The organism is Oscillospiraceae bacterium, assembly GCA_009780275.1.
Lineage (GTDB): Bacteria > Bacillota > Clostridia > Oscillospirales > UBA929 > WRAI01.
Genome location: WRAI01000007.1, coordinates 57,681 through 81,313, shown reverse-complemented (window position 1 = coordinate 81,313; position 23,633 = coordinate 57,681). Strand labels below are relative to the sequence as shown.

Below are 23,633 nucleotides of genomic sequence, written 5' to 3'. Positions count from 1 at the left end.
TATCCGCACGGATAAAGCATGGTTCACTTGATAGGCTCGTCACCTATACGCAGGTGCATGTAATTAGCGAAATACTACCATATTAGAGTCGATGTGTCAATGCTTTTTCGACATTTTCTTGAAGAGACCTCTCATAAGAGTAAAGTAATAAATTTCACAAATTGCTTATAATTACCTTAATTTACTCAGCCTTTCGAGCGAATACTACAACAAGAAAACTAAAAAGGAGTTGCCGACATGAAGTTTCGTCTCAAAGAATTCCGCAACAAAAAGGGCATGACGCTCAAAGCATTATCGGAAGCATCCGGTGTTGCGAGCAGCAATATTGTGCTTATAGAATCAGGTAATGCTAACCCAAAAGCGAAAACGTTGTACAAGTTGGCCAAAGCACTTGGTGTACCCGTGGGCGAGCTGTTTGACTGTGAATAAGACCATCTTCCGCGTATATCTCTAAATGCAGGATAAAGGCGTGAGTTCGTGGAATAAGATTGTGGTGCATCATCGTGAGAGGGTTAGTGTTGCCGATAAAGACAGCCCTGCTGTCTAGATGCAAAAGGTTGAGATTTTCTATAACTGCGTCGGGGCAATAGATGTCCCGGACTTAAAGAAAATCCCGCACACGGAAATTAACATTCCAATAAGAAAAGGCGTGGCGATGAGTTACGCCACCGCATGAAATGAAAGTGGGTGTTGTCAAGCGACCCGAGATTGTATCTACAATCCCAAATCCCCTAACAACACCCTCACTGGTATGAACCCTCATAAGGGGCACGGAAAAACACCGCAATCATGCGGGTTTCCGCCGCAAGCAATGTTTACAACTTGCAAATGCTTATACTGCGGTGTCTTTGATGTACTCTCTCCGTGCAATAATAAACTTTTCTATCCATCCAAACTGCTCTTGTGTTGGATTATGGTGGCGATAGCCAATATCCCAACAAACTTCAAGTGGCTCTCCTAAAAGTGTAAGATTATGCGGCTTACAATCACCGCAATGAGTACAAGTCATATTATTAATGTATTCATTTCTCATTTCGCCAGGCAATGTTAGCAAAAATCGCTCCACATCATTCACATCAGTCGTATATATTTTTATTTTTGCCCAATTTTTTACCCAACCGTCGCCACGACCGATGCTATACATTGCAACGCGTTTGCTTTTATAATTGCAATTCCAGACATTTGTGTGCGACCAGCATGGTTTCATTCGGAGTTCCTTTGACAACTCTAACAAGTGTGCCATACCGCCCCTTAATACTGGGTCTGTTAATAATTGCTCACAAACATCATCTATCGTAGGTTTATTTGCTTTTTGCACTTCATATATTGATACTTCACCTTTTTTTGCCACTATCTCAACTCCCGAAAATATTGATTTGTATTACCAGCAACCGCCGAATTGGCGATGTCAAAACTGCTTAATAGGTGCGTTCGACTATTTTGTATATAAATGCACCTGTGACAAATCAAACTTACATTTTCTGAAAACAAGACGAAACCATTGATAAGCACTGGGCGTATCAATTACAAAAGATTTTTCGGTATAGCTTGTCACAGGCTTAGGAAATTCGTTCTGCTCATCAAGCAAAGTCCATGACTCATTTGGAAATGCTGCGCCATATAACTTCCAACTATCGGGGACTTGAAGCTGAACGCTCGTGACAAAACTGTACATTGCAAGTTCAATAGGTTCGTTTAACTTAAACGCAAAATCATAGCTGTTTTCATTCGCCCAAAATCGAGCATAACTCTTGTAATTGTCGTCGAATAGCTTATCTATGCTCGACCCAGCCGTGATTTGATTTTCAATAGGATTGCCTTGTAAATCCGCTATTCCTTTTACTAGCGATTTGTTATTAACACGGGTCAGCTCGCTTGTAGCCAGGTCAAAAATCGGGCGATTGGCTGTTCCGTGGGATAATGCCAGTCTGAAATCAATAATCCGTTTTATCTTATCCATTGCTTCGGCGTCAGGGTCGATAAAGTGCATACACTGGTTGTTTTTATCTACATGATACATCGCCCTGCATAAGCCACGATACTCTTTTCCAAGAATCTTATCGGTATAACCCGGCGCACAGTAGGTGCTGCAACCAGTGCAGCACTTTATTGCGTTAGAAATAACATTCTGCAAATTTTCTTGTATTAGAAATTGGCCATACTGAAAAAGTTCTGTTAAGTGTAGCCAGATAGTCCAATGGTTGGTATCATTTTCATCGTCGATGTGTATGTAGCCTATGCTTTTGCCTTTCACTTTCAACGTCCAAGTGTTCATTGAACTCCACGGATATGATATTTTATTCGCCTTGCAATAATCTAAAAGGGCAAGCGCTTCTTGCCGTAGTTCGTCATCGAAATGTGAAGCTAAAAACTCTTCCAACTTTGGCTTTTTTCTTGCTTGTAATTGTGCCGGTGTCTCTGTCATAGTAAATTAGATTGCTCCTCTCTTTGCTCTTGCACAAAATATAAATTTCCTACATTGCACTATAAAATAAACATCATGCCCCTTATGAGGGTTCACGAGGTGCGAATCCTCATAGGGGGCATAGACTGGCGGAAGAGGTGGGATTCGAACCCACGTGCCTCTCGGCAACTCGATTTCGAGTCGAGCTCGTTATGACCACTTCGATACTCTTCCTTTTTAACGGCACTTTCCCCGTTTAATTATTATACCACAGCTTCCCCCGTTTTGCAAGCCCTAGAAATCCACTCCGACCATTGCAGCGCAGTATTTCCCCCGTCAACACTTGCGCCACTTATGCGCGTTGGAATTTGTCCAATGCATTTTGGTTTATCATAAACGTATGCATAAAACGCAACGCCTGCACATATATTTACGCTGATACACACAACAAAGGAGTTTTTGCTATGCCTTATACAAGCTACCCTTACGAAGTCCAACCGTTACCTTATGAGTACAACGCACTCGAGCCTGCTATCGATGCCGAAACCGTGCGCTACCACCATGACAAGCACTATCAAGCCTACGTAGATAAGCTCAACGCCGCGCTTGAGCCATTCCCTCAACTCCAAATACCGTTGGAGAAACTGCTCACCAACCCCCACACACTACCTGCCAACATTCGCACCGACATTCAACGCAACGGTGGCGGTGTCATGAATCACTACTTATTTTTCAACATGCTTGCCCCTTACCGCGAGGATAACCGCCCCGGCCCAACGCTGGAACGAAAGCTATCAAACGCATTCGGCTCGTTTGACGCATTTGTACAGCAATTCACACAAGCGGCGGCGAGTGTGTTCGGCTCAGGCTACGCTGTGCTGGCCCATTCAGCCAAAGGCGATCTGCTCATCGAAATACGTGCCAACCAAGATACCGTGTATCCCATCGGTTTGCAGCCGTTATTGCTGATCGACGTGTGGGAACACGCTTATTATTTAAAGTACAAAAATGCACGAGCAGACTATCTGCAAAACATTTGGAAAGTGATTAACTTTGATGTAGTATCTTGATGGATATTAAATATCCCCTGGCATAGCCGGGTCAGTCTTTACAAACAATAGAAAAACCGCCAAATGGCGGTTTTTTTAGTCAAGTTCCTCATAATCGTCGTAATCACCACGACTTTTGCCCCGTTTTCGACGTTCAATACGCGGTTGCTCCTGCATATCTTCAGCGGCTTCCATAAAATGTTTCAACTTACGCTCAAACGTCAACTCAGGCGGCAATGTTTGCCTGCTTTCACGCAGCATTGCCCGTTTAATTGACAAGTTGACACGTCCGTTTCGATCGTCCAATACCTTAACTTGTACTTCCTGCCCAACCTCCAAATGCTCTGCGACGCTTTCCACATACCCCTGTGCAATCTCGGAAATATGCACTAACCCTGACCTGCCATCAGGCAAAATAACAAAAGCACCAAAGCCTTTGATGCCGGTGACTTTTCCGGTAACGGTGGTGTTGATTTCAATGGTCATGGACTGGTGCTGTGCCTCCTATCATGCCTCGTGTGCACTGGCCGCCTACTCGACACTCTATCTGCCAATATCCACAAAAATAATATCATTCGGACGTACAAGGTTGAGCCGGTTGTGCGCGACGTCCATAATGTACCGCAACCACGCCTCAGAGTCGGAATCCAGCTCGCTTCGTGCTTTGATACCGGCGTTGACCAAATGCTGGTGATGATACCGCTCTTGCAGCTCGACTGTCCGTTGTTGCGCTTGATTGTAGCTCACCTGATTGTTGATGAGCAACATGACGACGTACAGCGAAAAAACCACGATGGCGAGTTTCGCCAACCGCGACCCGTTTTTTCCTCGTGCCCTTCTCCGCATGAGTCGTTCTCCTCTGTATGTCTATCACGGTCTTGCGCCACACACGGCGCGTCCCGCGCTTGTTCTTCGCTGTAAATTTACGTGCTTGTTCTAATCGCCATGCATTATGCATTTTACACAGTGCCGCAATTATAGGAGACAAACAAAATCTTACAAGCCAATATATCCCCCCGAAAATCTTACGCAATAATCTACGCACCAATGGACTGATCCATCTTCGGTATAACCATCCGCCGGCAAAAAAGGTAACAACAGCATAAATACGAAGCTCTCCGCGGCCAACGGTCATGCCAAACCATAATACCGCTATTAGACAAATCAACCAAAACAGCACATCCAGCACTGCCGCCAGCCGTTTTAGCCACCTACCTGTTTTTCCTGATGTAACTGCACGATAGGCATCATACACGACGCCCATTGTCATGCCCAATCCCAACGCCGCCATCGCCACCCAGAATTGTTGAACGACACTATCGGTCATCGAAACATCTGTCATGACCTTCTATTTCAACAGCCGCGACCAAAACCCGCCGCCCTTTTGCTGCCTGTTTTCATATTCCAACGCATCGACTTCACCTTCAACCGACAATTCACCTTTGTCAATACTTAGTCTGTCAATGCTTAATCCACTGCCCCGAATAAGCAGTATGCCTTTGCTTGTGTATAAAACCACTAAGCCCTCGTCGAAGCTCTCGACTTCCTCTACACCCGAAACCGCCAACCGGCTGCGCCCCTCCAACACCAAATGGTGCGGAAGCTCTATGCCGCTGCGTTCCATTGCATTTACGTTCCTTGTCATCATATATGTCACCTCTCGTCATGTATTACACCATGATTATATGATGACTGCGGACAAGATATGCCACTCATTATCCCTATAAGTGAATGCACAGAGTGCCCCTACAATTGTTTAAACAGCGCGTTCGCGCCCTGTTTCTGTACTGTCTCAGCAATTGACAATACTTCTACGCGTACACTTTTTTGCCCAAACATAATATCTACCACATCGCCGATTTTGACTTCATATGATGCCCGCACAGGCTTTCCATTAACACTAACACGCCCTTGGTCACACGCCTCGTTAGCAACGGTACGCCGCTTAATCAAGCGCGAAACTTTGAGATATTTATCTAATCGCATAGATACTCCTAAATATGCCTGCGGGGCGATTTACACCGCCCCCTACAAACATATATCCTCTTACTTAACCGCGTCTTTCAACGCTTTACCGGCTTTGAACACAGGTACGGTTGCCGCCGGAATTTGGATAGCTTCTTTGGTCTTTGGGTTGCGTCCGGTGCGTCCAGCGCGTTTCTTTGTTTCAAACGAGCCGAAGCCAACCAATTGAACTTTGTCACCTTTCACCATTGTTTCCACGATGGTTTCGATGGTTGCATCAAGGCATGCACCCGCATCTTTTTGGGTCATGCCGGCCCTTTCGGCCACTGCTGCGATGAGTTCTGATTTGTTCACGAAAAATTCCTCCTAATTTATCTTTGGCTTTTATGTTCACGAGCAAGTTTTCCCGCTCGATGAGCCCGGCATTTCAGCTTGCATAATAATTGCGCGGCATAACTCCGCTACAACCGTCTCCAAATCCACATCCTGCGCATTGGCTTCCAATGCCAATGCCATCAATTTCTGCGCAAATCCTTGCCCCTCAGGCAATAACATATTTGCTTCAACGCACTTATTCGCCATTTTTTGCAACCGCATAAGCCCCGGCAATGCCGCACTGACGCCACGTAACGTCTCTGCAAGCGTAGTATATCCCTTGACATTGCGTTTGATTTCTTCCCAGTTACCTATCACTTCACTACTGCCACTAACTTGTACATCGCTGAAAACATGCGGATGCCGCACAATCAGCTTCTTACAAATACCATCGGCAATGTCATCGAACGTAAAATCACCAGCATCTGCCGCGATAGACGCATGAAAAACCACTTGCAATAGCACATCGCCCAGTTCCTCACATAACAACGCCTTGTCGCAACGATCAATGGCTTCTGCAGCTTCGTACGCTTCTTCAACCATATTGCGCCGGATGCTCTGATGCGTCTGCTCTGCATCCCATGGACAACCACTCGGTGAACGCAACAATGACACGATTTCAAGCAAGTCATCAGCAGTGTATTTTTCCCTACTCTCTATTATTACCATATTTCACTCCTTTTTGCAACCCTTTTTTTGCGAAAATCTGACAAAAACTGATTTTTTTATAAATGCGCCCCATAATCCGTTAACACAAAGACTAAAATTGCTCTTATATCGTATACAGCGGCGGCAATATCATCATACCCGCCAACATCGAGCCAAGCACAAGCAAGGCTGCTATGGCCACCACGCTCAACCGTCGTTTGGGCGGTTCAGCACTGACATTAAAGAAATCGGCAACCTTTTCCCCCTTGGGCAGTCGTTCAAAGTCGCGCCGCCGCACAATACCCAACCAAATCGCCAGCAAACCGTAAATCAGCACACCCACACCCACGCTTACAGCAACACCGATGGTTGTCATTAAGCGCGAGTCAAGCCCACCGGGCAATATTGTCATCATGCCGCGGTTGATATAGTAGACACAGCCTGACATAATCAATGCCGCCAGCAATGGCCGCACAAAAGGCTCAGTCAATCGTTTCCAAGGAATAACCTGCGCAATGGCACTTAAGTTGAGCACAAAAATCACGAAATAGGCAATCACGGGACTGATAACAGCACCAATCAGCGCGAACCGCGGGCTAATTGGCCCCAGCCACGACATCAGCATAAAGGTTGCCGCGACGCGTGTCACACCGCCAATAATCATATTGATCATCGGAATAGTTGGTTTTCCCATGGCTTGCAGCATAGCGTTCGTCAGCGATGCCATGCACAGCGGCATAATATTCAGTGCGGCTACCGACATAATAACACCACCGTGCGTGCCGCTTCGGAACAACAATTGCATAATCGGTGTACCAAGCGCAACTAAACCCAGCACACTGGGCATAATTAGCACCGCCGACACATGAAACGCCGAGCCGACGACACCATAGACTTTTTCGCGATTTTTTGCAGCAATGGCCGACGACAGTGCAGGGATTAGACTGACCGCCATAGCAACGACGATACCTTGCGGAAAGCCGGTAATCGGATGTGATTCGGCAATAGGCGCGAACATGGCATTCGCTCCAGCTCTGTCAACGCCGTACATCGTAATCAAGCGGCGCAAGGCCACACTCATATCAACGATGTTGGCAAGCTGCAAGATAATGGCCGCCAATGTCACGGGAATGGCAAGCCGCAATAATTCGTTGAGAACGGATTTGCGGCTGCGTCCCACCTGCTCGGGATTGATGCACTGCGTGTATTGTTTGCGCTGCTTGTACCACATCCCCGCCATAAAAAACGCGCCTAATATACTGCCGATCGTCACGCCGGCAATACCGGCCGACGCGGCATCGTAACTCATCACGCCGGAAATACTCAATGTACCGCGTACCACCAGGAACACCAGCAACAACCCAAATATCAGCTTTCCTGTTGCCTCAACCAGTTGCGACATCGCTGTCGGCATCATGTTGCCATGCCCCTGATGCGTGCCGCGATAGGCCCCCATCCAGCAAACCAAAAACACGCCCGGGGCAACAGCACGAATGGCATTGGCTGAACCTTCAATCCACACGGCAATAATGGGTGCAAAAATAACCATCAACAGCGTCGATACACCGCCAACCGTCATAAACACTATGCGCGACACGCTAAAAATGGTCATGACATCCTTGTATTGCCGCCGCTCATGCGCACTGGACACCATTTTAGATACAGCAACAGGCAATCCCGCTGTCCCAACAATCAAAAGCAAACCAAAGATATTATATGCCGAGGTGAAAAATGACGTTGCTTCAGGCACGTCGTAAGTGCGAAACATCGAAAAAAGCGGGATTTTGAACAACGCGCCGATGATGCGTACAACAATTGTCGCCGCAGACATAATTGCCGCACCTTTGAGAAATGATGTTGTTTTACTTTGCTGCGGTTGTTCCATATTTACCCCTTAGTTACAGGAACGCACTGTGCACGCCCCCTGCAAGCATTTAGTTCCCGTACAAATGTGGCAACACCCTATTTCTCAGCTGCCACTTGACTTGCTCCATATCAATCGTTGCAAATTCACCTTGCTCGTATAGCACTTTACCCCGTACCAGCGTCATGACGACATCACTTGCCTTTGTCGCGTAGACCAAATGACTCATAGGGTTGAAGCAAGGCGTCAGGTGCGGTTTGTCAAAGTCGAGAATGACCAAATCAGCGTCATGACCAATTTTAAGCTGCCCATCCTCGCGTCCTTGTGATTTTGCGCCGTTGGCAGTTGCCATTTTCAGACATTCGTGTGCAGGCAATGCCGATGCATCACGTCGGTTGACTTTTTGTAACAATGCCGCCAATTTCATGTCGGCAAACATATCCATAGCGTTGTGGCTCGCCATGCCGTCACTGCCCAACGCCACATTCAGACCAACATTCTGCATAGCGTCAAGTCGCGCTATACCGCTTGCCAATTTCATGTTACTTGCCGGACAATGAGCAATTGTCGCCTGCTTGTCAGCTAAGATTTGCATATCCTCATTAGTCAGCCACACGCCATGCCCGACTGTCACAGGAACATCAAAAATTCCCTGCTTCGCCAAAACTTGTGTCGGCGTTTTGCCGCGCCGCGCAATGCACTCAACATGTTCTTTTTCTGTTTCCGAAATATGAACCTGCAAACGGAGCTCGTTCTCTTTGGCAAATGCCGCCACATCCCGCCATGCTTCGGGCGGCGAGGTGTATTCGGCATGGATACAGGCATCAATGGCAATGCGACCGTTGTCATACCCATGCCAGTCACGCAGCACTTGTTTCATTTCGCGCACGCCATCGGCTTGTTCAAAGTCCCAATTATCATTGAGACATAGTACACCGCGCGCTGAATTGGCCTTCATGCCTACCTGCGCCACACACGGCACAATGTTTATCGGCGTATACATATCTGTTACGCTTGTCACGCCGCCTGCCAAAGCTTCTGCCAAAGCAAGCAATGTGCCAACTTCCAAGTCCTGCGGCCGCATCTTTGCCTCGATAGGGAAAATGTGTTCAAACAACCACGGCTGCAACGGCAAATCATCAGCATATCCGCGCAAGAGCGTCATTGGCAAGTGCGTATGCGCATTGACCAACCCCGGCATGACAACCCAGTGTGGCCTATGTAGCGTCCGTTTGGCTTGTCCGCTCGGCGGCTTGTCTGACAAATGGCTGATTTTTCCGTCAGTAATGCCTATATAGGCGTTGCGTATACTAGACGTGGCGACTGTCACCTGCAACTCACCCATCGTAACAGCAGTTACGCCTGAGAGCAATAAATCCATCACGGCATATCCCGCAAGCAACCTAAAATGAGTTCGGCAAAATATGGACGTGCCACTTCGGCAGCCTCGTTGACATCGTCGCCTGACAATTTAACAGGCAACACACCCGCTGCCATATTGCTGATGACAGAGACGCCCATCACGTGGTATCCGGCGTGTACTGCCGCGATGACTTCGTACACTGTTGACATGCCCACAGCATCGGCACCCAAAACACGGGCAGCGCGCACCTCAGCGGGCGTCTCAAACTGCGGCCCCGGGAAGTACATATACACACCCTCGTGTAATTTGATGCCCCTGTCGCTCGCCACTTTGCACGCAATTTCACGCAGTTTCGGCGAGTAGGCATATGTCATATCGGGAAACCGCGTGCCAAACTCAGCAAGATTTGCTCCCCGCAGCGGCGTTGGCGTAAACAATTTAATGTGATCGACAATCAGCATTAGGTCACAAGTGTTATATTTAGTGTTCACACCGCCTGCCGCATTGGTAACAATCATCGCACTTGCGCCCATCAATCGCAAAGCGCGCAACGGCAGTACTACGGCATCAACATCATGCCCCTCGTAGTAGTGCGGTCGGCCTTGCATAACCACCACGCGCTTGCCTTCGAGCATTCCAAAGACAAAATTTCCGGCATGACCCGGCGCTGTCGATTGCGGCATATGCGCAACATCTGTGTAGGGCACAATGGTGACGTTTTCTACCAACTCAGCAAATTCTCCTAATCCCGAGCCGAGCACCAACACAACTTGCGGTGAAAAATCACCGACATGTTCACGGAGTGATTGCGCCATGTCTTGCACAAGTTGCATTGATTTATTCATCATCGTCTTTATCGTCTTTTCCTTTGAGCTTAAGTACTTCAATTTTTTCACGGCGCAGGTTGATGGCGTTGATTTTCTGTTCTGCCTGTTCGAGCAAGCCTTCAATGTCGGACGTATCGGCCTCGACATCAATATGCGCAGTATAGACAATTTCACCCATCTGGCGGTAAAGGTTGCTTAACTCCGTATTGAGGTCATAGACCTGCATGCGCAAACGAGTAATACTCCAAATTTCACCCGCCTTTTTGCCAGCGGAACTGGCTGTCTTGCCAGCAATTTCAGCCGCGGCAGTGCCTTTTTCTTTAACTTTCTCCAATAGATCCTTAACATTGTCGTTCATGGTATAGCCTCCTTCGTTCGTTGGTTGATTATACCACTGAATGCACGGCGGGTCAAGTCGGAATTTGGCGTACGGATAGCAAAGTTAGTTTGTCACGCTTCGCGATGTTTCCTATTCAGCAAAATTTTGATTTTCTATCTTTCGACTCTGTTGGCTGTATCAACTACACGGAAGTTTTCAAACACTCCTACTTTTTCCGGGCAACTGCTCAGCAGTTCTTATGTTAAGACACGAAAGAGCCGCACGGCAAGTTCTAAAACAAGCGCAAGCCTTCCGAACTTTTGTCACTTCATTCAAGCGATTGCCGTTGCACGCTTTTAGCCTTTCATCAGAAGCAAGGTGCTTCTAAACACCGGCCTAAAAAGCACTTTTCGTGTCCGGTGCTAGTATAGCCGCATTTGCTAATTTTACGCCTGCCAAAATTTTCTGTCATGGCACGTCCTAAGGCTGCATATATTCCAAATGCTACATTTCACGACGACGCACGAACAATTGAAATAAACCCAAATGACGAAAATCCACGTCGTGGCACAGTGTGTCGTATTTCCGTCTTTCTGCACTTTATTCCCTTTGCACGACTGTTCAATGTTTGCCCACATATGGAGGTCTCTATGATGTCCCAATATATTCTTTATGGCGCACTGGCTTTGCTGTTTTTCGCCGCCGCGATCCGTCTGTTTAATATGCCGTTTAAGCCAGTTATTAAGATTTTAGTTAATGTTACCGCAGGCTTTGTGCTGCTGATTGCTTTTAATATTGCGGGACAGCCGTTTCATATGACAGTCGGCGTCAACGCTGTCAATGTTGGTGTCATTGCTGTGCTAGGCGTGCCAGGGTTTGCAATGCTGCTATTGGTGCAGTTGATTTTTCGTTAGGGAATGACCACAATCCGCGCATAACCATATGTCGCGCGGCTCTCACTGTGTACTTCACCGATGCCACTGACGTTGAAACTCGGCGCGCCGGTAAAAGTCTCCCATACGCCGTTGCGGCGCACGAAGAAGCGCGTTTGCGGATTGACAGTATACTCATTACCAGCTACGGTGATGCGGCTGCTTACGGCGACGTCAAAATCAATCCGTGCACTAGCGTGATGGATATCAAAGCCGCTCAGACGCGAACTATAGGCTATCAGCGTCCATTGGTTGTTGGACATAGTATAGGCTATCAGCATATTTTCCGTCAGTTGGTTAAACTGCGCGGCAAAGTGCGCATCGGTGGGCCGTACACCGTTGATGGAGGCGACGGGCAAGCTACGTAGCACGTTGTCACTTGATTGTATGATGGCGTAGCACACTGGTCCGTCACGTTCTTGGACTGTCATGGTTGCAGTGATGAGCCCTACACGTTGGGCGTTTGCGGGGTTTTCAGGTGTCCAATCGATGATGTTGCCAGCTTTGTCAAGTGTGAAGCGCCATGAGCCGGTCAGGTCCAAAAAGGCTTGTAGGGTGTGGGCTGCAGAGCGTTGTGGGTTAATCGATAAATTATGCCAAGTACTGTCGATGAGCAGACGCCCGCTTTGCGGGTCGGACTGCCTGACATTACCCAAAAAAGGGACTGATAGTTGCATGGTATTTCGGCGGGTACCCCCTATTGTGCCGATAACTTGCGCAAAAACTATATCGCCTAACCGCATTTTGGGGCCGTCTGTCTCACGCTCACGGGGTTGGTTGTCAATTAACAGCGCGCCGTCGTTGGCGCCAAGCACGGTGATGTGTGTATCGCTCAATTGTGTGACGCGGCCATATACCCATTCTTCGGCAAGAACGCGCAATACGCGTCCTTGCTCATCGAGGATATAGCTGATGTTATTGAAAGGCGTAAGGAATTGCCCTTGTTGGTTAGCGATATACAAGGGTGCTTGGCGGCCGCGCTGTATCGTCGCATTCATGTTTGATGTTGTGCGGCTGTAATTGATATAAACGGGGACCGATGTGTTGCCGGCGTTGAGCGCGACGCTGTATGTTGCGGTGACGCGGTAGCGCGGGTTGTGGGCAGGCGGCCCGTTGGTGGTTGCCGTGTTTGCATCGCTGAACCGTGCGACGACGAAGACTTGCTGTCCGATAAACGACGCGTCGGTGGCGGCGTTTTCAATGGTAATAAACTGTCCGGCACGGTTTTCGAAGATGTCACTGCCGCTTGCGTCAACAGCAAAGAGAACGGTACTGCCCGCAGGCTGCGGCACGGCGACAAGGCGTACGGCATCATTGGCAACTACCGTGCCTTCGACGCGCCGCATACCGATCTCGCTGTACAGAAAGTTGACATTATTGGGCATAACAACACCGCTAACTGTGCGCACCGTGCTGACATTAAACGCAGCATAGGCCAGCAATACGGCATCGGCACGGGTCATAAAGTCCATATCGCCGATATGCGCAAAATCGGGCAGGCGCAGACCGGCATTGATGCCATGGGTCATAATATTCTGCCGCCAACCCGAGCCACTGAACCCAAGCTGACGCGGGCAATAGCCTATCAGCCCCAGCAGGCCTTTCATGGCCTCGACCAAGCGGATTTGTCCGCGCGGATGGAAGATAACGCGACCGTCGGGTGCATGGCCGGTGCCTGAAATGATGCCGTTTTCCAGCGCCCATACCAAATAACCATATGCCCAGTTGGTAGTGTTGACATCGGCAAAGGGGTTGGGGCGGCTCCGATAATTGACGGCGTTGTCGTGAATGCCGTTGTTGCTTGCCGTGTACAATAATTTGACAAATGCCGAGCGACAGATGGGGTCATTGGGCGCAAAGCGCGTGCTGCCAGTGTCAACGCCATGTACGATGCCGATCTGTCGCAGGCTGTGGATGGCGCGTTGTTGGTTGGGCGAGTTGTCGGCAATATCGTCAAACGCCTGCGCACCGAAGTTGGCGAGCAGTGTGAATGCCAATATTGCCGCCGTCAACAGGGCGAGGCGGCGTTTGGCGTTTTTCATGGTTTTTTCTCCCCTTTATCGCGTATTTTAGGTCTTTTGGCGACAGTGTATCAGATGATGTCGACTTTTGCAAGTCTTATTGAGCAAGTTGTTGGAAATTTTCTATGACGAAAAGGGTTGCATACTTTCAGAAGTCGCCGTCGCAATCTATGGGGGTGCGGTGATCTCTTTGTCCCCGTCGTTGCTCGTTGGTTCGGGACCGCAACAACGCTCACACTCGCGTTGGCTATTATATTGACTGCTTGATAGTGTTTTGCCTTTTTGTGCAAGGGTTTGGCTAATTGGGTGAATCAAAAATTTGTAATTGCATAACGACAGGGTTCGACAGGCATAATATGTGAATATCGCGTGAGACAGTCGCGTTGAAAAAACTTTCAGCAGCCTTAATAGATAGTATATAGGAGGACAACAGCATGAAAGCCGTTATTTTGGCGGGCGGTGAGGGGTCGCGGCTGCGGCCTGTCAGTTGCAATCGCCCCAAACCTATGGTAAGGCTCTTTGACAAGCCGGTGCTGGAGCACAGTATTTCGCTGCTGCGCAAACATGGGTTTGATGACATTGTGATGACGTTGAAATTTATGCCACATGTCATTACCGATCATTTTGGCGATGGACATGACTTTGGTGTCAAATTGCGTTACGCGATCGAAACCAATCCACTGGGGACGGCGGGCGGGTGCGCAGCGGCGATGGCGAATGCGTTGGCCGATGATGCTTTGTTGATTATCAGCGGTGACGCGGTGTGTGATTTTGATTTAACAGCGGCGTTGGCATTTCACCGCGAAAAAGACGCAGCAGCGACATTGTTGCTAAAACAGCAAGACGAGCTGCTTGATTACGGGTTGGTGATGCTGCGGGAGGATGGGCAAATTGAGCGTTTTATTGAAAAACCGTCCTGGCAGCAGGTATTTTCCGATTTGGTGAATACCGGTGTGTATATCATTAATCCCGCGATTTTGCGCCGTGTTGCGGCGGGCAAAGCGGCTGATTTCGCCCGCGACCTCTTCCCTGCCCTATTGGCCGACAAATTGCCCGTCTACGGGTTGGAAATGAACAGCTATTGGTGCGACATCGGTGACCCGGCAGCGTATTTGCGCTGTCATCACGACGCGCTGGACGGTAAGATTGAACTTTTTGCCTCGCCGACACAGTCAAATTGTCCCGACGGAGCATCTGTCATCGCGCCGTGCTATATCGGCGAGGACGTGACGCTGCATGAAGGCTGTATCGTTGGTCCATATGCCGTGATCGGCGGAGGCAGCAGCGTTGGCGCGGAGGCACGAATTGAACGCAGTGTCGTTGACAGCGCCAAGGTTGATGACAGTGTGACGGCAACGGGGGCCATTATCTGCCGCGGCGCAACGGTTAAACGCGGCGCACAGCTGCATGAGTACAGTGTGGTCGGTGAGTATTCGGTTGTCGGCGAACATGCACAGCTGCATGAGCACAGCCGTGTATGGCCAAACAAAGAGGTCAGCGACGGCGAGTTGGTTTGCGGCAGTGTGATTACCGGCCAGGTGCGCAAAGAGATTGTCTTTGACGGCAGCGGGCGTCTGTTTGGCGAGATCGGCGCAGACATTACACCTGATTTTTGCTTGCGATTGGGCTCGGCAATTGCCGCAACGGCTAAAGGTGACGTCGGCATTTCATATGCTGGCGGAGAATCGGCGCGGATCTACGCGCAGTTGCTGTCCAGCGCCTGCAACAGCGCGGGCGTTCCGACGGCCAATTGCGACGCACCGCTGGCAGCGGTAGCGGCCTATGCCGCAGTGTTGCACGGGTTTTCGCTGTCGGTGTTTGTGCGGCAACAGAAGTTGAAGCTGATTCTGTCAGTGTTTGACAGCAGTGGTTTGCCGATCGACCGCGAAATGGAGCGCAAGTTGGAGAACGCCGTCAAACGCGGTGAGGTGATTGTCGCTGACAGTGAACGGGCAGGTGCTGCCGTGACGATCAGCGGGCTGTCGGTGGCCTACCTAAAAGCGGTTGTCGGCAAACACCGTGCACGGCAAATGCTGACTGTTACCGGGCATCCTGTGCCGACGGCGATACTGCGCCACGCATTGATCGGTATTGGTTGCCGTGTAACGCCGTCTTCGCGCAGTATCGCGCCGTTTTTCAGCCTTGATGATGATGGTTTGACATTGCTCTGCTCGGATGAGCGCGGCGCGGTGGTGCCGCCGGGGCGACTGTTGGCATTGAGCTGCTTGATGGCTTGGGATAACGGCATTCCCGCCATTGCTGTGCCGTACGATGCGCCAGCTTGTTTGGATGAGTGGGCCAAAGAGAGAAATACGCGGCTGTTGCGCTTGGGACGAGACGGGCACGCGGCGCGGGCGCTGTTGGCGCAGCAGTTTTTTCTGCATGACGCATGCGCGCGGGCGTGCTATTTGCTGTCGGGTCTCACAAAATTAAACATGACACTCGCTGAGTATGACAGAAAATCGCCGTCATTTTCGACGTCATTTGTTGAAGTGCCGCTACGCAATGATCGCGGGGCTGTTATGCGGGCATTGGCTGAGCGAAGCCAAAATGCCGAATTGGGCGAAGGGCTGCGGCTACGTGTCGGCAACGGCATGGTGACGATTGCGCCGCTGACTATGCGGGCGGCGCTGCGTGTGGTGAGTGAGAGCGAGGATATGGAGACAGCGGCGGAGCTGTGTGATGTGTTGAAGCAGAGGATTCGGAGACTTGATGGGGAGATGTCGTGAGCAATGTTCACCGCTACACGGCGTTTTGCAATATTGCGGGCGATTGATAATCGCCTATACATAATTTTCTCTGCGGGCGGGTTGACCACATATACATAATATGGTAAACTAGGGCAATCAAGTGTAAGTCGAGGTCGCTATGGAAAAGATATTGTCCTGCATTCTCGGGCGAAAAAAAGTTATTCTCATTACTTGCGCAGTACTGCTGTTTTTGTCGGTGCTGCTGTTGCCGCTTGTGCAAGTGCGCCAAGAGACCGAAGTTTGTGACTTGCCCAACTTGCGCGTCATGGTGCGTGATGTCGATATCGGACAGGCTATTGACTATAAGCAGCAACTACTGGCTATTGACGGTGTTGTTGACATTCGCTGGCTCGACGATGTTACCTCGGTCGGGTCGCCTGTGGAGTTGTTGCCTGACGGTGTTGCCAACCCGTATTATCATGACGGCAACGCTTTGTTTTGGCTGACTGTCACCGACCATGCCGCTGTTGTCACGGCGGCACGCAATGCAATGCCTTATGCAGTATTTGACGACACGGCGGCAGCGATCATGAATATGTGGTCTATGTTGCTGCTGTTGATATTGGCGGCGATTGTTGTTTTGATGTTGCTTATCCTTGTTTCTCGCTCGCTGTGGCACCCGCTGCTCATCATAGGTGCGGCGCTTGTCGCGGCGGTTATTCACGCGGGTACCAACGCGTTTTTTACTGACATTTCTGTGTACACCGCCGCCTATGGCGCGCTGCTTATCTTTGCCGTGGCTGTTGGGTACGGGACGGCACTGCTGTGCCGCTTTAAGAAAGAGCAGACCGAGCTGGAGCGCACGGATGACGATGACGACGCAACATACGATGTTGAGGACGTTATGCGCACGACAGTACAGAACACATTGCCGGCTACCGTGGTTGCGGCAGGTGTTGCTATCGTTGCTTTTGCGGCGTTGCAGGACTGGGTGATGGTCAAGGGTGTTATCTTAGCGGTTTTAGTTGTGTCTTGCCTGTTGCCTGTCAAGACGCTGTTGTTTATGCGGTTTATCGAGCGCGACAATTTTGCCGCGCCGCCCTCGCCCGATGACTTGGAGTATGAGGACGAAACCGACGAAGGCGATGTTTCTGCGAGCGGTGAGTCAGCAAAGGAAGATGACTTTCCGAAGGGGCCAAAATTGGGGAGAACTATCTTCACGTTGCGCGGGGTTGCTATCGGTGTTTTACTTGTTGTTTTTATTCCCGCGATATTGGCGTACCGGCAGGTGCCGTTCCGTCACGACGCGGGCGGCAACGCTGCCATCCGCGAAACATTTGGCGACTTGCACACGGTTACGATACTTGTGCCACAGGGGCGACCTGATCTTGAACTGCTGCTGCACAACCGCTTGACCAGGTTGCCATATGTGTACAGTGTGCGCTCGTTTGTGGGTGAAGTCGGCGCGACTGTGCCGCCGGAGTTTGTCGACGCGTCGTTGCGCCGTCAGTTTTTTGTTGACGATGACAGCCGTTTTATTTTGACAGTTGGGCTGCCTGTTAAGACCGCTGTATACGGCGTTACCGAACTTGACAGCATTGCGCGCAGTTTTTTTGCCTCAGGGTACATTGGCGGCGATTTAGGATTAGCGCGAGAGCAGCCGGCCATTTACACACTTAATTTAATCGTTATTGCCGGCGTGTTGATTTTGTTGATACCGGCATTTAAGGGCGTTGTGATCCCCATTGTCATTACCGTGCTGTTGCAGCTGATGGCTTGGATTTCGCTCTCTGTTTCCTACTTTACGGGCAACCCTATATCGCAGACGGCGTTTTTGACACTGACAACGGTGTTGTTGGGCTTGACGGCCGATTTTGCCATTCGCTATGCCCGCCGCTATTTGCAAGAACGCGAGACATTTACGCGCGACCGCGCGACGTTTGTCGCCATTCAGTCGACAGCGCAACCTATGATGCTCGGTGCCGGAGCTTTAGCCGTCTGCGGGCTGATTTTGGCGTTGTTCGCACCGCAGTTGGCGGTCAGTCATCTTGGATTATTGCTGTTGCGGGGCGCGTTGATTGGCTTGGGCGCGGCGCTGTTTATTTTGCCCGCCTTATTGCGATTGCTTGATGAACCGATTATGCGCTTGACTTGGCGCAAGGCCAAGATTTACAGCGACAAGGACGACTTGCACTACCAGGTGGAGTACAGCGACTTCGGGTTGCCCGGTGGCGGTGATGAAGATGGCGATGGTTGGGAATACTATTACGCGGGCGACGATGAGGAAGAAGACCCCGACTACGAGTACGAGGACGTTGAGACCGAGGAGCTGAAGCCGGCCGAGGAGCCACCGACAACGGTACACACAAGTGACATTGTGCCCGATCAGTCTGTATTTGACAGCATAGCCCCTCCGTCCGCCGACGCGGACACCTCCCCTGCAAGGGGAAGCGACTACATTCATAACGCCGAGGAGGACACCAAATCATGAAAAAATTGACTCGTTTGACTGCCGCGTTGCTTGCCGCTCTGTTGTTTTTGAGTGTGAGCGCGCTGGCCAAGCAAGAAATTGTGTATGCCAACCTCAACAGCAGCGGCGATGTTGAGGTCATCACCATTGTCAACACATTTCCGCACGGCGGCAGTATTGTTGATTACGGTGATTATGATGATGTACGTAGCGTGATTGGCGCGCAGAACTTGCGACACAGCGGCGATACAGTGACGTTGGAGGCCGGCGAGCAGTCGGTGTCGTTCCAAGGTTCGTTGAACAGGCTTGACTTGCCTTGGCATTTTGACATTGGTTATATGCTCGACGATATGCCGATTGATGCGGCCGATTTGGGCGGCCAGAGCGGTCGCTTGCAGATTGACATTTCGGCGCGACCGAATGAAAGTGTGCGTGCTGCATTTTTCAGGCAATACACGGTACAAGTGACGTTGCTGCTAAGTACAGCTGTCGCACACAACGTTGACGCGGCAGGCGCAACGGCCAAGAATGTCGGTACATACCGGCAGTTCACCTACACATTCGCGCCCGGGCGCGGAGGTACGTTCACCGTCTTTGCCGATGTTGTTGATTTCCGTATGCCGAGCGTAACGATGAGCGGGCTTTTTGTTGAAGACGCTTTTTTAGGTGACTTGGGTCGGTTTGGCGTCAATTTATTGGGTTTGCAAAATGCCATTACGGTATTGCGCGACACGGCGCTATCGGTTCGTGATGATTCAGGTCATTTGAGCGGCGGCATTCATGCACTGCCTGTCGATGACATATCGGGCCAGATTGAAAGCATCAACCAAGGCATGACCGATACTGTCGGCGGCGCCGCGGCCATCTTCGGTACGCTGGCCGAGCTGAATATTGCCGAACAGCGCGACGAGCTGCGCCACGACGCGTGGTATACATTTATGGATCTGTTGTGGTCGGCGCAGACTTCGGTCAACAGCATGCGGCAGGCGGCGGGCATGCAAACACGCGGGCCTTTTCACTCTGACCATTTTGCCGATGAACTCAACCACGAGATGCATTTGATCAACACGTCCACGGCACGCAACACCATCCCACAGTTGATTGAACGTTTGCAACGCACACGCGCGTTTTTTGATGATTTTGACAGCATTCTCAACAGCGTGTATGATGCTTCAGGCGGTGCTGCAGCACTCAATGCCGAGGCAGGACAGCTCAACAGTGTCTTCCTGCCATTCAGCGAAATGCTGTTACACAGCTTTAATGCCCTGGACGCCATTCGCGGCGAGTCCGGCCGTATCAACGACAACATTGGCGAAATGACGGAAAGCATTGAGCGATTGTATTACGACGCCAACGCATTGGTCAACTTGGTCACCGAGTCGTTGAACCTTGATGACGCTGACAGTGAGTTTACACCGGTGTCGTTTGTCGACGAACGCAACGATGAAGTCATTGAGATGGTGCAATTTGTTATTCGAATGCCGGCCATTGAAGCAGCGCGTGCCGAAAATGACGGCGCATTGCCGGCACGGCGCGGGTTCTTTCGGCGGTTGTTGGATTTGTTTGGGTAATTTTTGAAATGTGAGATGTGACAATTACACGGTGCGATGAGACCATCGCGCCCTACGGGGTGATTTTGCATGAAGATCGCTGTCAGATTGATTGTTCTGCTGCTGATCGCGGCGGGGTTGACTGCGGGTTATTTTGTCTTTGGCGACGGGCTTATCAGCCGTTATCATGTGTGGCAAGCTGAGCGGGCTGAAAGTGTCGGCAATTATGCTACGGCGGTGTCGCACTATGAGCGTGCTTTGGCGCGGTTGCCGCAATCGCCGGCGGTGCGGCTGGAGGCGGTGCGATTGCTGAAAGCACAGGGATTTTATCCGCAGGCTGAGCGTCTGTTGCTGGCCGGCTTAGAGGTACAAGCCGGTGAACCGACAATGCTGACAGCGTTGTCGGCGTTGTTTGTGTTACAGAATAATCTACGTGACGCCATTGAGTTGCTTGACGCGCAGGACGGGCTTGCGGGTCGCATTAATGATCTGCGACCGCGGATGCCTGTACCCGATCCCGAACCGGGGCAGTTTGGTGAACACGTGTATGTCACGTTTGATACCGACGACGGTGTCAAGATTTTTTACACGCTGGACGGCTCGATGCCATCGGTCAATAGTGAGCCGTTTGATACACCGATTGCGCTGCCGGTGGGTGAAAATGTGCTGACTGCCGTTGCGGTGGGCGAGGACGGACTGGTCAGCCGTTTGTTTGAAGGGACGTACCGTTTGGAGGGCTTGGTCAAGCCTGTGGCGTTCGTGGATGAGGCGATAGAGGCGTTGGTACGCGACGCATTGGGGCAGCCAACAGGTGAATTGTTTACGAGTGATTTGTGGGATATTGTTGGGCTCAACAACGAGGCGCTCCGTGTAATGCCCACGACGCTTGAAGACTTGCAGTGGCTGACAGGTTTACGAGAGTTGCTGCTCTTAGGCGGCAGCACGCCGCTCGACGGTCTTGATGTGCTGGCACAACTGCCAACGTTACAGCACTTGACGCTGGAAAACGCTCATGTTACAACGTCCGACTTAGACACCCTCGCACAAATGGATTGGCTTCGGCAACTGGATTTGTCCAACAATCGCATTACATCGATCGAGGCGCTGCATGACATGCAATTACTGTTTTCACTCAACTTAAGCGGCAACAACATTAGCGATATATCGCCACTGGCAAATTTAGCGCAACTGGAAATCCTCATGCTATCAGATAACGCTGTAAATGACTTGTCGCCGCTAGAATATTTTGAACAATTGCATGTTTTGCGTCTCGACGACAATCAAATTACATCACTGACCCCATTGGCAAATCTCGACTTGCTTAAAAATTTATCCGTTCGTAACAATGCCATTGCCTCTGTCGCACCGCTGACAAATATTCGTTCATTACAAATCTTGAATGTATCAAATAACAATATTACAACGCTGGCACCGTTGCTGAACTGTCCGGCGTTGCGCAAAGTGGACGCCGCTGACAATCCTTTGCGGGACGCGGTTGACGCATTTGATGATGCGCGGTTTGAACTGCAAAGGTAGTTGTAAAATAATCTATCGATTATTGCCCGTTAAATGCTCCGCCAAACATTGACATAGCTCCCTCTTTTCTGCTATACTTACAGCAAAAGAAAAGGGGTGTTTTTTATGGTAAACCGTGACGTTGCTGGCAAATTTCTAAAAAAAGGTTACACCTTCGATGATGTGCTTCTCATTCCGGGGTATAGTGAAATTCTGGGCAGGGATGTTGATCTTTCGACAAATCTCACCAAGAGCATTAAACTTAATATGCCGCTCGTCAGCGCGGCGATGGATACCGTCACCGAATCGCGTATGGCTATCGCCATGGCGCGCGAGGGCGGCATTGGTATTATTCACAAAAATATGTCGGTCGAGGCGCAGGCGACAGAGGTCGACCGCGTCAAGCGCAGCGAATACGGCGTCATTACCAACCCGTTCTTTCTCTCCCCCGCCCATACGTTGCAGGATGCCGACGCCTTGATGGGCAAGTATCGCATTTCAGGTGTGCCGATTTGCGATGAGAGGGGCATTTTGGTCGGCATTATCACCAACCGCGACTTGAAGTTTGTTGAAGATATGAGCCAGTTGATCTCCGAAAAAATGACGCATAAAAACCTCATTACCGCGCCTGTCGGCACGACGATGGAGCAGGCCAAACGCATTTTATCCAACGCCAAAGTTGAGAAATTGCCTATCGTCGACGAGCAGGGGCACCTCAAGGGCCTGATTACCATTAAAGATATTGAGAAAATTGTGACCTATCCCAACTCGGCGCGGGACAGCGAGGGACGGCTGCTTGTCGGCGCAGCCATCGGCGTGTCGGGTGACTGTCATGAGCGCGCCGAAGCATTGTTGGAAAACGGTGTTGATTTGCTTGTGCTTGACAGCGCACACGGGCATTCGAAAAATATTATTGCTGCGGTGCGTGATATCAAAAAGGCGTTCCCCAATGCACAGCTTATGGCGGGCAATGTGGCTACTGCAGACGGTGCAAAAGCACTTATTGATGCGGGTGCCGATGCCGTCAAAGTTGGCATCGGTCCCGGCTCGATTTGTACCACGCGTGTTGTTGCCGGCATCGGCATGCCGCAGATTTCGGCCATTTACGATGCTGCTTGCGCCGCGTCGATGCAGGGCATTCCCGTCATTGCCGATGGCGGCATTCAGTACTCGGGCGACATTGTCAAAGCTCTCGCGGCAGGTGCCAATCTCGCCATGATTGGCTCGTTGTTTGCCGGCTGTGAGGAATCGCCGGGCGAAAGCGAATTATACCAAGGGCGCCGCTTCAAAGTTTACCGCGGCATGGGTTCGATTGCTGCGATGCAGCAGGCCAAAGGCAGCGCCGATAGGTACTTTCAAGAGGGTTCGCAAAAACTTGTGCCGGAAGGTGTAGAAGGCCGCGTTCCATACAAAGGCTCGTTGGCCGACTCGGCATTCCAACTGCTCGGCGGCATCCGTGCCGGCATGGGGTATTGCGGCGCGCCGAATATTCCCAATTTGCAACAGCATGGTGTTTTTGTGACGATCACGGGTGCGGGGCTGCGTGAGAGCCATCCGCATGATATTTCGATTACGAAGGAAGCGCCGAATTACAGTGTGAGTGGGTAGTGCAAGAGTGGCAGATTGTCACGCTTATACCAC

The 23,633-nt window shown here is 50.5% G+C and carries 21 protein-coding genes and 1 tRNA gene; 8 read left to right on the top strand and 14 right to left on the bottom strand.

The window, feature by feature from the left end:
• The first annotated feature begins 237 nt into the window (after positions 1-237).
• On the top strand, positions 238-429 hold the full coding sequence (locus tag FWE06_03695; protein MCL2546284.1) for a helix-turn-helix domain-containing protein: 192 nt from the start codon (positions 238-240) through the stop codon (positions 427-429).
• 403 nt (positions 430-832) lie between these two features.
• Here the strand turns inward: FWE06_03695 and FWE06_03690 are convergent, their stop codons facing one another.
• The 3 genes from FWE06_03690 to FWE06_03680 all read right to left on the bottom strand — a co-directional run bounded on the left by FWE06_03690 (position 833) and on the right by FWE06_03680 (position 2,638).
• The gene (locus tag FWE06_03690; protein ID MCL2546283.1) at positions 833-1,351 is read right to left on the bottom strand and encodes a hypothetical protein; all 519 of its coding nucleotides are present in this window, start codon (positions 1,349-1,351) and stop codon (positions 833-835) included.
• An 84-nt stretch (positions 1,352-1,435) separates the two neighbouring features.
• Positions 1,436-2,425 carry a hypothetical protein gene (locus FWE06_03685; protein MCL2546282.1) on the bottom strand — a complete coding sequence of 330 codons (990 nt, stop codon included), beginning with the start codon at positions 2,423-2,425 and terminating at the stop codon, positions 1,436-1,438.
• A 126-nt stretch (positions 2,426-2,551) separates the two neighbouring features.
• Positions 2,552-2,638: transfer RNA gene (locus tag FWE06_03680), tRNA-Ser, on the bottom strand.
• A gap of 230 nt (positions 2,639-2,868) precedes the next feature.
• On the opposite strand from FWE06_03680, the gene FWE06_03675 reads away from it, so the two are divergent.
• Positions 2,869-3,474, top strand: coding sequence for a superoxide dismutase (locus FWE06_03675; protein MCL2546281.1), 606 nt, complete (start codon positions 2,869-2,871; stop codon positions 3,472-3,474).
• Between the two features lie 75 nt (positions 3,475-3,549).
• Here FWE06_03675 and FWE06_03670 read toward each other — a convergent pair whose 3' ends face one another.
• The 10 genes from FWE06_03670 to FWE06_03625 form a co-directional block, all read right to left on the bottom strand.
• Complete coding sequence (locus tag FWE06_03670) at positions 3,550-3,939, bottom strand: S1 RNA-binding domain-containing protein (GenBank protein MCL2546280.1); 390 nt, start codon at positions 3,937-3,939, stop codon at positions 3,550-3,552.
• Between the two features lie 57 nt (positions 3,940-3,996).
• A complete protein-coding gene (locus FWE06_03665; GenBank protein ID MCL2546279.1) occupies positions 3,997-4,299 on the bottom strand; it encodes a hypothetical protein in 303 nt (100 codons plus the stop codon).
• A gap of 502 nt (positions 4,300-4,801) precedes the next feature.
• Entirely contained in the window at positions 4,802-5,101 is a 300-nt protein-coding gene (yabP, locus tag FWE06_03660; GenBank protein MCL2546278.1) for a sporulation protein YabP, read from the bottom strand.
• A gap of 98 nt (positions 5,102-5,199) precedes the next feature.
• Positions 5,200-5,439 carry an RNA-binding S4 domain-containing protein gene (locus FWE06_03655; GenBank protein MCL2546277.1) on the bottom strand — a complete coding sequence of 80 codons (240 nt, stop codon included), beginning with the start codon at positions 5,437-5,439 and terminating at the stop codon, positions 5,200-5,202.
• Positions 5,440-5,499: 60 nt separating this feature from the next.
• On the bottom strand, positions 5,500-5,772 hold the full coding sequence (locus tag FWE06_03650; GenBank protein MCL2546276.1) for an HU family DNA-binding protein: 273 nt from the start codon (positions 5,770-5,772) through the stop codon (positions 5,500-5,502).
• Between the two features lie 36 nt (positions 5,773-5,808).
• On the bottom strand, positions 5,809-6,462 hold the full coding sequence (locus FWE06_03645; GenBank protein ID MCL2546275.1) for a MazG family protein: 654 nt from the start codon (positions 6,460-6,462) through the stop codon (positions 5,809-5,811).
• A 103-nt stretch (positions 6,463-6,565) separates the two neighbouring features.
• On the bottom strand, positions 6,566-8,326 hold the full coding sequence (locus FWE06_03640; protein MCL2546274.1) for a polysaccharide biosynthesis protein: 1,761 nt from the start codon (positions 8,324-8,326) through the stop codon (positions 6,566-6,568).
• Positions 8,327-8,375: 49 nt separating this feature from the next.
• Positions 8,376-9,686 carry an amidohydrolase gene (locus FWE06_03635; protein ID MCL2546273.1) on the bottom strand — a complete coding sequence of 437 codons (1,311 nt, stop codon included), beginning with the start codon at positions 9,684-9,686 and terminating at the stop codon, positions 8,376-8,378.
• Positions 9,686-10,513 carry a purine-nucleoside phosphorylase gene (locus FWE06_03630; GenBank protein ID MCL2546272.1) on the bottom strand — a complete coding sequence of 276 codons (828 nt, stop codon included), beginning with the start codon at positions 10,511-10,513 and terminating at the stop codon, positions 9,686-9,688. The genes FWE06_03635 and FWE06_03630 overlap by 1 nt, the downstream gene beginning before the upstream one ends.
• Positions 10,506-10,853: a hypothetical protein gene (locus FWE06_03625; protein MCL2546271.1), complete on the bottom strand. Its 348-nt coding sequence runs from the start codon at positions 10,851-10,853 to the stop codon at positions 10,506-10,508. Before FWE06_03625 ends, FWE06_03630 begins: the two co-directional genes overlap by 8 nt.
• A gap of 611 nt (positions 10,854-11,464) precedes the next feature.
• Here FWE06_03625 and FWE06_03620 point away from each other — a divergent pair.
• Positions 11,465-11,728 (top strand): pro-sigmaK processing inhibitor BofA family protein, encoded by a 264-nt coding sequence (locus FWE06_03620; protein ID MCL2546270.1) that lies wholly within the window; start codon positions 11,465-11,467, stop codon positions 11,726-11,728.
• Here FWE06_03620 and FWE06_03615 read toward each other — a convergent pair.
• A complete protein-coding gene (locus FWE06_03615; protein MCL2546269.1) occupies positions 11,725-13,788 on the bottom strand; it encodes an S-layer homology domain-containing protein in 2,064 nt (687 codons plus the stop codon). The genes FWE06_03620 and FWE06_03615 overlap by 4 nt on opposite strands.
• A gap of 413 nt (positions 13,789-14,201) precedes the next feature.
• On the opposite strand from FWE06_03615, the gene FWE06_03610 reads away from it, so the two are divergent.
• The 5 genes from FWE06_03610 (at position 14,202) to guaB (ending at position 23,600) form a co-directional block, all read left to right on the top strand.
• Positions 14,202-16,496: a sugar phosphate nucleotidyltransferase gene (locus tag FWE06_03610; protein ID MCL2546268.1), complete on the top strand. Its 2,295-nt coding sequence runs from the start codon at positions 14,202-14,204 to the stop codon at positions 16,494-16,496.
• A gap of 139 nt (positions 16,497-16,635) precedes the next feature.
• Positions 16,636-18,948: an MMPL family transporter gene (locus FWE06_03605; GenBank protein ID MCL2546267.1), complete on the top strand. Its 2,313-nt coding sequence runs from the start codon at positions 16,636-16,638 to the stop codon at positions 18,946-18,948.
• A complete protein-coding gene (locus FWE06_03600; protein ID MCL2546266.1) occupies positions 18,945-20,498 on the top strand; it encodes a hypothetical protein in 1,554 nt (517 codons plus the stop codon). Before FWE06_03605 ends, FWE06_03600 begins: the two co-directional genes overlap by 4 nt.
• A gap of 69 nt (positions 20,499-20,567) precedes the next feature.
• Positions 20,568-22,013 carry a leucine-rich repeat domain-containing protein gene (locus FWE06_03595; GenBank protein ID MCL2546265.1) on the top strand — a complete coding sequence of 482 codons (1,446 nt, stop codon included), beginning with the start codon at positions 20,568-20,570 and terminating at the stop codon, positions 22,011-22,013.
• A 105-nt stretch (positions 22,014-22,118) separates the two neighbouring features.
• Positions 22,119-23,600, top strand: a complete 1,482-nt coding sequence (guaB, locus tag FWE06_03590) for an IMP dehydrogenase (protein ID MCL2546264.1) — start codon at positions 22,119-22,121, stop codon at positions 23,598-23,600.
• The last annotated feature ends 33 nt before the right edge of the window (positions 23,601-23,633 follow it).

Coding starts and splice junctions, on each gene's coding strand:
- FWE06_03595 (MCL2546265.1), top strand. CDS start 20,568: ATGAAGATCGCTGTCAGATTGATTGTTCTGCTGCTGATCGCGGCGGGG.
- FWE06_03635 (MCL2546273.1), bottom strand. CDS start 9,686: ATGGATTTATTGCTCTCAGGCGTAACTGCTGTTACGATGGGTGAGTTG.
- FWE06_03610 (MCL2546268.1), top strand. CDS start 14,202: ATGAAAGCCGTTATTTTGGCGGGCGGTGAGGGGTCGCGGCTGCGGCCT.
- FWE06_03665 (MCL2546279.1), bottom strand. CDS start 4,299: ATGCGGAGAAGGGCACGAGGAAAAAACGGGTCGCGGTTGGCGAAACTC.
- FWE06_03630 (MCL2546272.1), bottom strand. CDS start 10,513: ATGAATAAATCAATGCAACTTGTGCAAGACATGGCGCAATCACTCCGT.
- FWE06_03600 (MCL2546266.1), top strand. CDS start 18,945: ATGAAAAAATTGACTCGTTTGACTGCCGCGTTGCTTGCCGCTCTGTTG.
- FWE06_03670 (MCL2546280.1), bottom strand. CDS start 3,939: ATGACCATTGAAATCAACACCACCGTTACCGGAAAAGTCACCGGCATC.
- FWE06_03675 (MCL2546281.1), top strand. CDS start 2,869: ATGCCTTATACAAGCTACCCTTACGAAGTCCAACCGTTACCTTATGAG.
- FWE06_03625 (MCL2546271.1), bottom strand. CDS start 10,853: ATGAACGACAATGTTAAGGATCTATTGGAGAAAGTTAAAGAAAAAGGC.
- FWE06_03685 (MCL2546282.1), bottom strand. CDS start 2,425: ATGACAGAGACACCGGCACAATTACAAGCAAGAAAAAAGCCAAAGTTG.
- yabP (MCL2546278.1), bottom strand. CDS start 5,101: ATGATGACAAGGAACGTAAATGCAATGGAACGCAGCGGCATAGAGCTT.
- FWE06_03655 (MCL2546277.1), bottom strand. CDS start 5,439: ATGCGATTAGATAAATATCTCAAAGTTTCGCGCTTGATTAAGCGGCGT.
- FWE06_03620 (MCL2546270.1), top strand. CDS start 11,465: ATGATGTCCCAATATATTCTTTATGGCGCACTGGCTTTGCTGTTTTTC.
- FWE06_03645 (MCL2546275.1), bottom strand. CDS start 6,462: ATGGTAATAATAGAGAGTAGGGAAAAATACACTGCTGATGACTTGCTT.
- FWE06_03605 (MCL2546267.1), top strand. CDS start 16,636: ATGGAAAAGATATTGTCCTGCATTCTCGGGCGAAAAAAAGTTATTCTC.
- FWE06_03640 (MCL2546274.1), bottom strand. CDS start 8,326: ATGGAACAACCGCAGCAAAGTAAAACAACATCATTTCTCAAAGGTGCG.
- guaB (MCL2546264.1), top strand. CDS start 22,119: ATGGTAAACCGTGACGTTGCTGGCAAATTTCTAAAAAAAGGTTACACC.
- FWE06_03695 (MCL2546284.1), top strand. CDS start 238: ATGAAGTTTCGTCTCAAAGAATTCCGCAACAAAAAGGGCATGACGCTC.
- FWE06_03615 (MCL2546269.1), bottom strand. CDS start 13,788: ATGAAAAACGCCAAACGCCGCCTCGCCCTGTTGACGGCGGCAATATTG.